12 protein-coding genes are annotated in these 12490 nt (G+C 65.1%); all 12 read right to left on the bottom strand.

Annotation, left to right across the window (positions count from 1 at the left end):
* Positions 1-218: 218 nt before the first annotated feature.
* The 12 genes from prmB to AB1Z25_RS10975 all read right to left on the bottom strand — a co-directional run bounded on the left by prmB (position 219) and on the right by AB1Z25_RS10975 (position 12489).
* Entirely contained in the window at positions 219-1133 is a 915-nt protein-coding gene (gene prmB, locus AB1Z25_RS11030; protein WP_107798910.1) for a 50S ribosomal protein L3 N(5)-glutamine methyltransferase, read from the bottom strand.
* A 102-nt stretch (positions 1134-1235) separates the two neighbouring features.
* Positions 1236-2612 carry a phosphomannomutase/phosphoglucomutase gene (locus AB1Z25_RS11025; RefSeq protein ID WP_107798911.1) on the bottom strand — a complete coding sequence of 459 codons (1377 nt, stop codon included), beginning with the start codon at positions 2610-2612 and terminating at the stop codon, positions 1236-1238.
* A gap of 69 nt (positions 2613-2681) precedes the next feature.
* The gene (gene trpD / locus AB1Z25_RS11020; RefSeq protein WP_486637259.1) at positions 2682-3710 is read right to left on the bottom strand and encodes an anthranilate phosphoribosyltransferase; all 1029 of its coding nucleotides are present in this window, start codon (positions 3708-3710) and stop codon (positions 2682-2684) included.
* A gap of 58 nt (positions 3711-3768) precedes the next feature.
* On the bottom strand, positions 3769-4161 hold the full coding sequence (locus tag AB1Z25_RS11015; protein WP_227103268.1) for a lysozyme inhibitor LprI family protein: 393 nt from the start codon (positions 4159-4161) through the stop codon (positions 3769-3771).
* Entirely contained in the window at positions 4161-4730 is a 570-nt protein-coding gene (locus AB1Z25_RS11010) for an aminodeoxychorismate/anthranilate synthase component II (RefSeq protein WP_486637258.1), read from the bottom strand. The genes AB1Z25_RS11015 and AB1Z25_RS11010 overlap by 1 nt, the downstream gene beginning before the upstream one ends.
* A 166-nt stretch (positions 4731-4896) precedes the next feature.
* The gene (locus AB1Z25_RS11005; RefSeq protein ID WP_486637257.1) at positions 4897-5172 is read right to left on the bottom strand and encodes a recombinase RecA; all 276 of its coding nucleotides are present in this window, start codon (positions 5170-5172) and stop codon (positions 4897-4899) included.
* Positions 5173-5406: 234 nt separating this feature from the next.
* Positions 5407-6192, bottom strand: a complete 786-nt coding sequence (locus AB1Z25_RS11000) for a hypothetical protein (RefSeq protein WP_107798918.1) — start codon at positions 6190-6192, stop codon at positions 5407-5409.
* Positions 6189-7052: a YaiO family outer membrane beta-barrel protein gene (locus tag AB1Z25_RS10995; RefSeq protein WP_107798919.1), complete on the bottom strand. Its 864-nt coding sequence runs from the start codon at positions 7050-7052 to the stop codon at positions 6189-6191. Before AB1Z25_RS10995 ends, AB1Z25_RS11000 begins: the two co-directional genes overlap by 4 nt.
* Positions 7042-8919, bottom strand: coding sequence for a polysaccharide deacetylase family protein (locus tag AB1Z25_RS10990; protein ID WP_486637256.1), 1878 nt, complete (start codon positions 8917-8919; stop codon positions 7042-7044). The genes AB1Z25_RS10995 and AB1Z25_RS10990 overlap by 11 nt, the downstream gene beginning before the upstream one ends.
* Positions 8916-9884 carry a hypothetical protein gene (locus AB1Z25_RS10985; RefSeq protein WP_235088506.1) on the bottom strand — a complete coding sequence of 323 codons (969 nt, stop codon included), beginning with the start codon at positions 9882-9884 and terminating at the stop codon, positions 8916-8918. Before AB1Z25_RS10985 ends, AB1Z25_RS10990 begins: the two co-directional genes overlap by 4 nt.
* Positions 9881-10891 carry a hypothetical protein gene (locus AB1Z25_RS10980; RefSeq protein ID WP_486637255.1) on the bottom strand — a complete coding sequence of 337 codons (1011 nt, stop codon included), beginning with the start codon at positions 10889-10891 and terminating at the stop codon, positions 9881-9883. The genes AB1Z25_RS10985 and AB1Z25_RS10980 overlap by 4 nt, the downstream gene beginning before the upstream one ends.
* A complete protein-coding gene (locus AB1Z25_RS10975) occupies positions 10888-12489 on the bottom strand; it encodes a glycosyltransferase family 2 protein (RefSeq protein WP_486637254.1) in 1602 nt (533 codons plus the stop codon). The genes AB1Z25_RS10980 and AB1Z25_RS10975 overlap by 4 nt, the downstream gene beginning before the upstream one ends.
* Position 12490 lies beyond the last annotated feature (1 nt).

The following is a 12490-nucleotide window of genomic DNA, read 5'->3' as shown; positions in this document are numbered from 1 at the left end:
CCTTAGAGCCTGTTCAAAGTCTCGCGAGCAATGGCGAGACAAGGCGAAAACAAGCGAAAAAGCGGAATGTACAAGTGGTACATGAGCATTTTGAGGATGTTTTCAACGCCGTATCGCCGAAGCACAGCAGACTATGAACAGGTTCTTAGCCGAAGCTTGGCGTTTTCCACGCCCTTGTCCAACAATTCCGCTGAAGCGCAGCGGACTTTGACACGTTTTTACTGCGCGTCGGCGGCCAGGCCGGCCACCAGATCCTCGCGGGTGATCAGGAAGACGAAGCCGTCGCCGCTTTCGGTTTCCATCCACATGAAGGGCAGGGTGGGGAAGCATTCTTCCAGCATGTCGCGGTTGTGGCCGATTTCCACCAGCAGCACGCCCTTGTCGTTCAGGAAGTCCGGCGCGCGGCGCAGGATTTCGCGGGTGGCGTCCAGGCCGTCTTCGCCGGAGCCCAGCGCCAGTTCCGGTTCGTGCAGGTATTCCGGCGGCAAGGCGTCCACCGATTCGGCGTCGACATAGGGCGGGTTGGAGATGATCAGATCGTACTTGTCCTCGATGCCCTCGAACATATCGGTGTGGATCAGCTGCACGCGCTCGTCCAGGCCGTAGTTCTGCACATTGATGGCAGCCACTTCCAGCGCGTCCAGCGAAATGTCCACCGCGTCGATTTCCGCGTCCGGGTAGTGGTGAGCCAATTGAATCGCCAGGCAGCCGGAGCCGGTGCACAGGTCCAGCGCGCGTTGGACCAGCTCCGGGTGTTCGATCCACGGCTGCAGCGGTTCGCCCAGCAGTTCGTAGATGAAGGAGCGCGGCACCAGCACGCGTTCGTCCACGTAGAAGTTGAAATCGCCCTGCCAGGCTTCGTGGGTCAGATAGGCCACCGGCACGCGCTGTTCGGCGCGGCGCTCGATCATGTCGATCACGTCCTTGACCTCGGTGGGCAGCAGCTTGGCGTCCAGGAAGGGCTCGAGCTGGTCCACCGGCAGCTTGAGCGCGGACAGCGTCAGATAGGCGGCTTCGTCGTAGGCGTTCTGGGTGCCGTGGCCGTAGAACAGGCCGGCGTCGTTGAAGCGGGACACGGCGAAACGCAGCAGGTCGCGCAAGGTGTTGAAGCTGGATGCAGCCTGGGCGTACATGGTTTTCCTTTCAATACAACAGGGACATGGCGGCGGCCATGTCCCCGGCGGTGTGGGTTCGCGCTCGCGCGGAGCGCGGTCAATGTGGCTGGGCCGTCGGCGTCAGAACGGCAGCTTGGCGTCGGTGGCGGTGCCCAGCACGCGGCGGAAGTCGCCCTTGATGCGTTCCAGCGCCGCGTCGTTGTCGGCCTCGAAGCGCAGCACGATCACCGGCGTGGTGTTGGAGGCGCGCGCCAGGCCGAAGCCGTCCTTGTATTCCACGCGCAGGCCGTCCAGGGTGTTGACCTCTTCGGCGCCGTCGAAGCGGGCGGAAGCCTGCAGCTTGGCGATCAAGGCGTGGTTTTCGCCTTCCTTGGCCATTTTCAGATTCAATTCCGGCGTGGACACCGCATTGGGCAAGGCGTTGAGCAGTTCGCTCGGGTCGTCCACGCGGGACAGCACTTCCAGCAGGCGGGCGCCGGCGTACATGCCGTCGTCGAAGCCGTACCAGCGCTCCTTGAAGAAGACGTGGCCGCTCATCTCGCCGGCCAGCAGCGCGCCGGTTTCCTTGATTTTGGCCTTGATGAAGCTGTGACCGGTGCGCGCCATCACCGGCACGCCGCCGTTCTGTTTGATCCAGGGCTTGAGCAGACGGGTGGATTTCACGTCGTAGATGATCTTGGCCTTGGGGTTGCGCTCCAGCACGTCGGCGGCGAACAGCATCAGCTGGCGGTCCGGCCAGATGATGGTGCCGTCCTTGGTCACCACGCCCAGGCGGTCGCCGTCGCCGTCGAAGGCCAGGCCGATTTCGGCGTCGGTCTTCTGCAGCGCGTCGATCACGTCCTGCAGGTTTTCCGGCTTGGCCGGATCCGGGTGGTGATTGGGGAAATTGCCGTCCACGTCGCAGAACAACTCGCGCACGCGGCAGCCCAGGCGGCGGAACAGCACCGGGGCGAAAGCGCCGGGCACGCCGTTGCCGCAGTCCACCACGATGTTGAGCGGGCGCTCCAGCTTGATGTCGGAGGTGATGCGATCCAGATAGGCTTCCGCGATGTCGTGGGTGCCGTAGCCGCCTTCGCCGCTGGCGAGATCGCCGTCGACGATGCGCTGGTACAGCTTCTGGATGTCGTCGCCGGCCAGGGTGTTGCCGGCCAGCATCATCTTGAAGCCGTTGTAGTCCGGCGGGTTGTGGCTGCCGGTGACCATGACGCCGGACACCGAACCCAGCTCGTGAGCGGCGAAGTACAGCATGGGGGTGGCGACGCGGCCGACGTCGATCACGTCGACGCCGGCGGCCTGGATGCCTTCGGCCAGCGCCTGGCACAGATCCGGGCCGGACAGGCGGCCGTCGCGGCCGACCACAACGGTTTTCACTTTGCGGGCCTTGGCTTCGGACCCGACGGCCTGGCCGATCTGGCGGGCGACTTCATTGGTCAGAGTCTTGCCGACGATGCCGCGGATGTCATAGGCCTTGAAGATGTCTTTGGACAGTTTGCTCATGGCGTTCTTATGCAATCGAAATGAAAGAGGCGCGCGGAGCGGCGGTGCTCCGCGTCGGAAATTAGGGGCTCAGGCGGCCAGCGCGGCGCTCAGGCTGATCAATTGGTCCAGCTTGGCGCGCGCCTGTCCGGAGTCGAGCGCTTCGCGCGCCATGGTAACACCGTCGGCCAGGGTAGGGGAAACGCCGGCCGTGTAGATGGCGGCGGCGGCGTTGAGGCAGACGATGTCGCGCGCCGGGCCGGCTTGGCCGTCAAGCACCGACAGCAGAATGTCGCGCGAGGCGGCGGCGGTGTCCGCGCGCAACTGCTTGAGTTCGGCGAAGTCCAGGCCCAGTTCGCGCGGGTCCAGCTCGTACTCTTCGATTTGCCCGTTCTTTAGTTCAGCCACCATGCTGGGGCCGGATAGGGTCAGCTCGTCCAGGCCGTCCAGGCCGTGCACGATCAGCGCGTGGCGGCTGCCCAGCTGTTTCAGCACCCGCGCCTGGATGCCCACCAGGTCCGGGTGGAACACGCCCATCAACTGGTTTTCGGCGTCGGCCGGATTGGTCAGCGGCCCCAGGATGTTGAAGATGGTGCGGGCGCCCAGCTCCTTGCGGATGGGGGCCACGTGGCGCATCGCGGTGTGGTGGTTGGGGGCGAACATGAAGCCGATGCCGATTTCGTCGACGCAACGGCCCACTTGCTCGGTGTTCAAGCTCAGCTTGACGCCCAGCGACTCCAGCACGTCGGCGCTGCCGGAGCTGGACGACACCGAGCGGCCGCCGTGCTTGGCCACGCGGGCGCCGGCCGCCGCGGCGACGAAGGCGGAGGTGGTGGAGATATTGAAGGTATGCGATTTGTCGCCGCCGGTGCCGCAGGTGTCCACCAGGTGGTCGCGTTGGCTGATGGGCACCGGGGTGGCGAACTCGCGCATCACCGTGGCGGCGGCGGCGATTTCCAACACCGACTCCACCTTGACGCGCAGGCCGATCAGGATGGCCGCGGTTTGCGCCGGCGTCAGTTCGCCGCGCATGATCTGGCGCATCAAGTCCAGCATTTCGTCATAGAACAGCTCGTTGCCGTCGATCAGACGGTTCAGCGCGGCCTGCGGGGTAATCATCGGGGGAGTCCTTTTGCTTGCGTGGGCGGCGTCGCGCGAAGGCTCGCCGTCCGGTGATTCAATTGCCGGCGTGCGCCGCCAGTTGGGAGAGGCGCTGCTCGATCAGATCGACGCGGCAGGCGGTCCGCGCCTGATCCGCGCCGTTGCCGCTGGCGTAGCTGCTGGCCACCCAGCGGCACTGCTTGTCCAGATAGGTCTTGAAGGCGCGGCCGGATTGGCTGAGCGCCAGCCGGGCGCGGTAGCGGTTGCCGGTGATCTGGTCCAGTTCGCGCATCGCCGCGGCGGCCTGGTTCTCGCCGCGGCTCAGCTCGGCCTCGGCCTTGCTCAAGCGCTGTTGCAGACAGACGGACACGGCCGGGCTTTGCGCCTCGGCCCGCATGCAGTCGTCCAGCGCGCCGGCGCCGCAGACGGCCGGCAGCGCCAGGGCGGCCAGCATCAACATCCTCTTCATCAGGCGAACTCTTTCAGAAAATTGTCCAGCATCGTGTGGCCGTGATCGGTGAGGATGGATTCCGGGTGGAACTGCACGCCTTCGATCGGCAGCGTCTTGTGGCGCACGCCCATGATTTCGCCGTCGTCGGTCCAGGCGGTGACGTCCAGGCAGTCCGGCAGCGTCTCGCGCTCGATCACCAGCGAGTGATAGCGGGTGCAGGTCACGGGATTGGGCAGGCCGCGGAACATGCCGACATCGCGGTGTTTGACCGGCGACACCTTGCCGTGCATCAGTTGTTTGGCGTGGACGATGCGGCCGCCGAAAGCCTGGCCTATGCCCTGATGGCCCAGGCATACGCCCATGATGGGCAGTTTGCCGGCGAAGTGCCGGATGGCCGGCACCGAAACGCCGGCCTCGTTGGGCGTGCAGGGACCGGGGGAGATCACCAGGTATTTGGGCTGCAGCGCTTCGATTTGCTGCAAGCCGATTTCGTCGTTGCGGAACACCTTGACTTCCTGGCCCAGTTCGCCGAAGTACTGGACCAGGTTGTAGGTGAAGGAGTCGTAGTTGTCGATCATCAATAGCATGTTTGGCTTAAACCTTTGATTTCACTGGCCTTAAAGGGTTTGCCAGCTATTTGATGCCTCCGGCGGCGTCCGCGCGTTTGAGCGCGGGCCGAACGGGGAGGCGGTTGGAGCATGAGAATCAATATACCGGATCGGGCAAAAGTGCGCAGCTAGCTTGGCGGCCTGCCTATCTGGCGATCGGGTCAAGATCCGCCGCCGCGGCCTGGCCGCGCTCCGCTCGCGCCAGATCGACGACGGCCTGGATCGCGGCCCTGGCCTGCGGGCTGTTGTGCCAGCAGCTGGAGCCCATCATGTCGGCGATCTGGCGGGTCAGCAAGGCAGGGTCCTGGTCCGCCAGTTGCGGCAAGGAAGAAAAGCCGATTTGCTCCAGCCTTGAAACCACGGTGGCGCCCACGCCTTTCAAAGCCACCATCTTGTCTTTTTCATTTGTGCTGAAACCCATGCGGCCTCCCGGTCTTGATTGCGGTCCACCTCACAGGATACACGCGCCGCGCGGTTTGAATGAGGGGCGGCGGAGATGTTTCGCGCCGATGCCGCTCTTAGAACGTGTTTACGATCTCGCGAGCTAGAGGCGAAAACGGCTGAGAAAGCGGAATGTACAGGTGGTACATGAGCATTTCGAAGCGGTACTCGCCGTGTCACGTTTCACGACGCGCAGCGGATCGTAAACAGGTTCTTATTCCCAACTCATCGCCCAGGCGTACAGCGCAATCATCATCATGACTTCCATCATCAGGCTGCCCAGTATGAAGAGCAGGGGCATGAACAGCAGCGAGCCGTAATGCAGCACCAAGGCGGCGGCGAAATAATGCAGCGGCGCTTCCAGCAACAGGTAGGCGAGGGACGCGCCGCTCAGGGCAAGCTTGTGCCAGAGCGGCTTTTCCAGCACGTGAAAGGTCAGCGCGTGCACCCAGGGCATCAAGAACAGCAAGGTCAGCACAAAGGTCAGGCAGGAGCTGTGATATTCGGGAAGCGAGTGGCTGAAGGCCGCCGGCAAGAAGGCGAAGTACACGCAGGCGCAAGCCTGGATGATGACGAACAAGCGCAGCAGATAGCGCAGCGGCATGTTTTCCGGACTGATCAAGAACGACAGCAACAGCAGCAGCAAGCCGGCAAGCCCATTGCTCCACCATTGCCAGAACGAGGGCACCGAGGCCGGTAGATCCAGCCACGGCAGCCATAAACCCGGTATCCGCCCGTCCAGTATCTCCAGGCGGGAGAGCTGGGCGGGCACGCCGGTCGCCGCGATGCTCCACTCCGTAACCGCCTGCCAAAAGGCGAGCGTCTGCGGCAGGAAGGCGAGCAGCAAGAGATTGAACAGCAGCGGCAAGCCGAGGATTTCCAGCCAGCGCAGACGCCGGAACGGCTCGGTGCGCATGGCCCGGTGCAGGGAGATGCGCTCGCCGCCGTGACCGGTGTGGCGGACCGCCTTGAAGTGTTGCAGACGTTCTTGAAGGCTCATGGCAGGTTCCAGAACACGGCGGTGGTGATGCCGGAGCGGTCGTAATAAGGGCTGTGGTAGCGCTCGACCCCGACATGGATGCCCCAATGCCGGCCTATCCATTCCCTCCAGCTCAGTTGATAGAGCTGGCTGTCGAAGCTTTGCTTGGGCTGGTCGACGCCGATGGGCATATAGCCCTCGCCGCCGGCGTTGACGGCCAGGGTGATCAGGCGCCAGCGGTCGCGTCCATAGGTCACCGCGCCGTAAGCCTGCATCGAACTCACGCTGCCGGGATTGCTCAGCGTGCGGTGCACGCCGCCTTCCACCACCCAGGGCGAGTCGAAGTAATAAGCCATGCCCAGGGTCAGAATGCGGTCGCTATAGCCTTGGCGGTTGTCGTTGTAGGCCAGGCCGAAGGTGCTGACCAGATTGCGGCCGGGCAGCCATTTGCGGTTGAGGGCGGCGCCGTAATGGGTGCCGGGCCAGAAGGTGCCGCTGCTGCTGCGCCCCAATTCCAGCCGGCTGTACCAGTCCGGGTTGATGTCGTGGTTCCAGCCCGCGTTCAAGGCGATGCCGTGTTCGCCGAAACGGCTGTCCTGCTCCGCGATCCAGTCGAAGACGTTGCCGGCGTCGGTTTGCCATACCCCGGACAGATAGACGCCGTTCCAGGCGGGATTGTTTGCGGTGAGGCTGGAATGCTGTCCGCCGACTTCGATGCTGCGCGCCCAGGAGTACGGCTCCGGCGTCGAGGCTTCCGTCTCGACATCGGCGGCGGCCGGCGAGGCTTCGGCCGCCTCCGGGGCGGCGGCCTCGTCGGCGCGGGCTTGGCCGGCAAGGCAGCAGGCCAATAGGCAGAGGTGGGCGAGTGGTTTACTGAGCATGGCGGGTCTCCGTCGTGTCGCTCGTTGTTTGCAGATAGTCAAAGCGCAGGTCCTGCCCGGATTGGGCGCTGACGCGCCAGGCGTCCGGCAGCGCTTCTATCTTCGCTTTGCCGGAGCGCAGCACCGGTCTTGCCGAGCTTTTGGGCAGCAGCCAGCTTTGCCGCGCCAGGCTGCCTGGGTTGTGCGCGCTCACGCTGACCCAGGACGCGTCCCGGCCTTCCGCCGGCGCGACTTGCCATTGAGTCAGTTCGCGCTGGGACAGGAAGCGGGACAGCTGGGTCATCGTGTACCAGTGAAAGACGCCCTGGTCGCGCAGCGCCCGGGTTTGAGCCAGCCATTGCTTGACCGTCTGCTGATAGAAGTAGACGCCCGGCGGGTGGAAATAGACCAGGCGCGCCACCCGCTGTTGCACGGCGAAGCGGGTCATGTCCTGCAGCCAAAGCGTCATTTGCTCGCTGGGCAGCTTATTGCGCACCGCTTCTTCGAAGGAGGCGATGCCGCCGTTGGCCGATACCGGGAAGGCCCAGGGCCGGCCATGCATGTCGGCGGGGTCGATATAGGTCCGGGTGGGGCCCATGGACAGATCGCCCACATAGTAATAAGCCAGCACCCCGTGTTGGCGCAGCCAGGCGGTCACCCAGTCCGGATGGTGGCCGTTGGGCGCCGAATACTCGGTGAGCGCTTGCTGGGTGAGGTTTTCCAGGTCTTGCTTGTTGTTGGCGAGATAGGACGCCCACTGCTTGCCGTTGTGCTCGTTGATGTTGAAGGCGAAGTAGTTGTGCATCCAGCCGCCGTGCGCGCCGATGTCGTAACCCAGCGCCCGCAAGCGGCGAACCCAGTCCTGGGCTTGCGCGTTATGGGCAAGGTCCATGCCCCGGCGGTCGCCGGGCTGATTGGTGTCCGGACCGCTGGTGAAATGGACGGAATAGGGGCCTTGCTCGAGAAAGCCCAGTTTTTTCAGCAGGTCCAGATAGGGGATGGCGTTGGCGTCGTCCACGTGCCAGTTCATCACCAGGCCGCCGACGCCGTCCGGCACCGAGGCGAGCTGAGGCAGATGCAGCACCCGCGTATTGAAAAAGTTCAGATAGGACTGCAGCCACAGGCCGTCGGTGCGTATCTTGAGAAAGGTGACCGGCAGGTTGACGAACAAGACTTTGCCGCGGCCGTAATCCCGCAGGCCGGCAATCAAGGTGCCGTCCGGGCCTTCGGCCAGCACCCGTCCCTGGAAAGAACCGCGGGTCGCCAGATAACTGAAGGCCGCCTGGTCGTAGCCGTAGGTCGAGGCCTGCAGCAAGGAGGGCTTGCCGCCGGCATAGGGCTGGAAGCGGCCGGGGGTGATGCCGAGTTCGGCCACCGCGGACGGCGACATCAGCATCAGATCCCTGCGCACCATCTGCTTGCCCAGTTCCCGGTACAGCAGATAATCCACGCCCACCATGCGAGCGAGCGTCGGCTTGTCCAGAAAGCGGCCGCCGGCGTTTTCGCTGGCGGCGTCGTAATTGATCCATAAGGCGCCGCCCGCCTGTACGTATTCTTCCAGCACCCCGGCCAGCGCCGCGTCGACATGGCGATGAATGGTGTCCGGCAAGATGATGCCGCGGATGCGGGCGCGTTGTTCCGGCTCCATGTCCACCAATTGGCTGGCGGTGATCTGCATCATCGCCACGCCGCCTTCGTTGGCCGCGTCCTGCCAGGCCAGCGCGTATTTGTTGCTGGCCGGCTTGTCGGGCAGCAATAGGGCGATGAAGGCCCTGGGCGGCGGCGTCCGGCTTGCGCTCAGCTTGTGCCAGATCGCGCTTGCCGCCAGCAATAGTCCAAGCAATAGGATGATGAACACCCAAAGAGGACATGATCGAATCTTGTTCATTCTTCCTGCCTTTGTTCTTGCTCCGCCGCTGTCGCCAGGCGGTGCGTCAATCCTTGAAAAACCGCTTCCTCCAGCACGTTCCAGCGCGGCGTTCCGCGCGCCGGCGCCGCCTGTCGCAGCCAGGCGCGCGCCGCGTCCTCGCGGCCGCCTCTCAGCGCGGCCAGGGCCAGCACGCCCCAGGGAAAGTCCAGATGAGCCTTGTCCTGGACAAGCCAGGGTCGGCCTTCGCCGCGCAGCCAGGCGTCGAAGGAGGCTTGACCGGGCATCGCCGGCAAATCCGCCATGTCGGGGAAGAGTTGCGCGGCGGCTTCCGGGTAGAAGGCGATGGGCGGGATGTCGCGGCTGGCGACGCGCCAACGCCGGGTTTTCGCCTCCCAAAAGGTCTTGGGCAGCGCCGCGGCCAGCTGGCGCATCCTTCGGCAGCTGGCGCCGGCGTTGACGCAGTCGTCGCGCAGCGCCGCATAGACCTCGACGTTGTCCATCAGGTAAGCCAGCTTGGCGCCGGCTGTGTAGTCGTAAACGCCGCTGCGCGCTTGCCTCAGCCGCCACAGCGCGCGCCGGGCGCGCGCCAGCGAGACCTGCAGGGCCGGCGGCATTTCTTGTCGCCGGTAGCGCCGGTTCAGCAAGGAAATCCACATGGCCAGCGTGGAGTCATCGGCGTCGGCGTCGGCCGCCCGACGCCAAACGCCATCGGCCTGGCGTTCGAAACGGGGAAAACTGCCGTTGCTTTCCTGTCTGGGCGCCAGCCACGCCGTCCAGGCGTCCGCGGCGGAGGCGATGGACAGGCCCAGTTCGTCGGCCGTCAGCAAGGCTTTCATCGCGAAATAAGGGTCGACATGGCGACCATGCGCTTGCAGCAGGATGGCGCCGTCCTCGTCTTGATAGCCGGGCCAGCTGAGCAGGCCGGCTGCGGCCTGTCCCGCCCCGCAGCACAAGGCCAGCAGCAGATAGAGACGCTTCATCATCCGCGCACCTTGCCGCGGACGCGGGCCCAGATGGTGCCGTGCGCGTGCAGAGGCGGCGTCAGCAAGACCCGGCGCGAAGAAACGGTGTTGGGCGCGTCCGGCGCGCCCAGCGCGGAATGGGCGCCGATGGCGACGAGCCGGTCCGCCACGACCGGGCCCAGCAGCTGGCAGTGTTCCCGGCAGAGGATGGAGTGGTCGGACACGACGGCGCCGGTCACGACCACCCCGCGGGCCAGGCGCACCGGCCCGCTGGCCTTGACGCTGCCTTCTATCCGGCAGCCGGCGCCGATGCGCAAGCCGCCGCGCACCACCAGGTGGCCGCGCAACAAGCTGTTTGCCGGCAACTGGAAATCGCCGTCCACCACCGCGCGGCGCATTTCCGCGTTAAAGGGATGGGCCGCGGGCAAGCCGCCGATGTCCACCTCCCTGAGCGGCCCGGTCGCGGCCTGCTGCGGCGGTGCGTCACCCAGGCGTATGCTTGCGGCTTGGATGCGCTGGAACAGGATGGGGCCGGCAATGTCCAGCGTCTCCTCCGCCACGGCCCGTCCGAACAGCTGGCTGTCCGGTTCGATGCGGACGTTCCGGGCACCGGCCCAGCGCAGGATGGAGCTGCCTCGCCCCAGGCTCAGCTCGCCGTCGGCCAGGACGCTGCGCAGGATCGCGCCCGGGCCGGTGGCGATGTCGTCATCGCAATGGATTTCCTTCAGAAAGCTGAAGTGGGCGGGGATGCGCAACGCGCCCGCGGCCAAGACTTCTTCGTCCACGACGGGGCGGGGTGTTTGTCCGAGGGCTTCCAGGCGGGCGTTCCAGTCTTGCCTCCATTCGCCCGAGTCCAGCGCGTCCAGCCGCTGCCGATAGTTGCGGGCGAAGACGTTGGCTGTGCCGATATGCAGCCGGTTGATGCCCAGCGCGGAGGTGTCGGTCTTGCGCAGCAATTCCAGCAGGCCGGGCAAGAGCGGCAGGGCGACCAGCGGCACGACGCCCAAGATATAGATCAAGGCCATCATCCCGGCTGCCTCCGATAACGCTTGGTTTTGTCCCAATGCAGCGTTCTGTTTTTCTTGAAGGGTTCGATCAGCGACTGCTGCAGCGTGGCGCGGGAAATGGTGACCAGGCTGACGAGAAAACCCAGAATGGCGAAAGGCAAAATGCGCAGCCTTTTGCCGTTGCCGTCCAGATAACAGGCGACGCCGATCTCGAAGAAGGCGGCGAAATTGCCCATCGCGCTGTAGCAGACCAGGGCCAGGATCAGCAGCACGCCGGGAGACGGCAACATGCTGTCGAAAAAGAACAGCAGCAGGGTAATGGCCCAGCCCAGCAGCAAGAGCGGGGACATGGCGTAAGTGCCCAGCAGAAGGAGCCCGTCCAGTTTTTCCCGCTTTTGCACCCCGCGGGTGCTCAGCAGGCGGCCGACGTGCCGCGCCAGCGCCTGATTGTGGCCGCGCGTCCAGCGCATCAATTGCCGGATGCGAACCGGCCAGCTTTCCGGCACCTCCTCGTAACACTCGGAGCGATTGGTGTAGACCGTGAGCCAGCCGCCGATCAGCAGCCGGTAGGTCAGATCGGTGTCTTCGGCCAGCACGTCGTCGTGCCAGCCGCCCACGCTGTTGAGCGCGGCGACGCGGATGCCGCCGACCGTGCCGCCGTACTGCGGCACCAGCTTCATATTCATCCTGGCCTGCTGGTCCACCTGATAGCCGCCGGCGCGCTCCATGTCCAGCATGCGGGTCAGCAGATTGGCGCCCGGATTCAAGGGCACCACGCGGCCCATCACCGCGCCGACCTCGGGATCGAAAAACGGCGCGATCAATTGCTTGAGCAAGCCGCGGCTTGGCAGGTAATCGGCGTCGAAGACGATGAACAGCTCGGTGTCGATCAAGGCCGTCGCGTCCTTCAGCGCCGCGGCCTTGCCGGGCTTGCCCTGGCTGCGATGGAAGGGCCTGATCACGTCCGGCCTGCGCGCCGCGATGCGGTCTATGATGGCGCGGGTGCCGTCCGTCGAGCGGTCGTTGACCGGCATGATGATCATTTGCCCCGGCGGGTAGTCGGATTCGAGCAAGGCCTCCATCGCATCGGCGATCACGGCCTCCTCGTTGTGCGCCGCGATGAAGACCGTGACTTTGGGCCAATGCGCCGTCTCAATGTCCAGATAAGGATGACGCTGATGGCCGAACAGCCGGTTCAAGGTGAAGGCCATATGCCGCGCCGCGTACACCATGATCAGGAGCACCACGCCGTACAGCACCATGTTCAGCGCGCGCAAGGGCCAGATGAAGGGTTGGGCGCTGGCGCGCAGCAGCAGGGGGTCGTCCTCCTGGCTGACCGTGCGGCGGCGCGCTTCTTCGATCTGATCCAGGATCAGCTGCTGGGTATGGCGCAGGTCGACGTTGTCCGACGCCCCCTTGATGCTGACGGAGGGACGGACGGCGGCGGGGAGCGCGTCCGGGTCCATGGGCAGCGCCTCCATGGCGGCCCGGCTTTCCGACGACGCGGCTGCGCCGCGCCGGGAAGCGTGATGGCCGGCGGCGGCGGCCGGCTCCTTGGCGGACCAGGCCGGCGAACAGAAAATCAGCAGGATCAGCCAGAGCAGGGCTCGCGGTGCCATT

It is taken from the genome of Chromobacterium sp. HL1 (assembly GCF_057418835.1).
Note: the sequence above shows the minus strand (reverse complement) of the source record. Positions and strands in the feature narration are given on the sequence as shown.

Coding starts and splice junctions, on each gene's coding strand:
- AB1Z25_RS10985 (WP_235088506.1), bottom strand. CDS start 9,884: ATGATGAAGCGTCTCTATCTGCTGCTGGCCTTGTGCTGCGGGGCGGGA.
- AB1Z25_RS11025 (WP_107798911.1), bottom strand. CDS start 2,612: ATGAGCAAACTGTCCAAAGACATCTTCAAGGCCTATGACATCCGCGGC.
- AB1Z25_RS11000 (WP_107798918.1), bottom strand. CDS start 6,192: ATGAGCCTTCAAGAACGTCTGCAACACTTCAAGGCGGTCCGCCACACC.
- prmB (WP_107798910.1), bottom strand. CDS start 1,133: ATGTACGCCCAGGCTGCATCCAGCTTCAACACCTTGCGCGACCTGCTG.
- AB1Z25_RS10995 (WP_107798919.1), bottom strand. CDS start 7,052: ATGCTCAGTAAACCACTCGCCCACCTCTGCCTATTGGCCTGCTGCCTT.
- AB1Z25_RS10975 (WP_486637254.1), bottom strand. CDS start 12,489: ATGGCACCGCGAGCCCTGCTCTGGCTGATCCTGCTGATTTTCTGTTCG.
- AB1Z25_RS11010 (WP_486637258.1), bottom strand. CDS start 4,730: ATGCTATTGATGATCGACAACTACGACTCCTTCACCTACAACCTGGTC.
- trpD (WP_486637259.1), bottom strand. CDS start 3,710: ATGATTACCCCGCAGGCCGCGCTGAACCGTCTGATCGACGGCAACGAG.
- AB1Z25_RS11005 (WP_486637257.1), bottom strand. CDS start 5,172: ATGGGTTTCAGCACAAATGAAAAAGACAAGATGGTGGCTTTGAAAGGC.
- AB1Z25_RS10990 (WP_486637256.1), bottom strand. CDS start 8,919: ATGAACAAGATTCGATCATGTCCTCTTTGGGTGTTCATCATCCTATTG.
- AB1Z25_RS10980 (WP_486637255.1), bottom strand. CDS start 10,891: ATGATGGCCTTGATCTATATCTTGGGCGTCGTGCCGCTGGTCGCCCTG.
- AB1Z25_RS11015 (WP_227103268.1), bottom strand. CDS start 4,161: ATGAAGAGGATGTTGATGCTGGCCGCCCTGGCGCTGCCGGCCGTCTGC.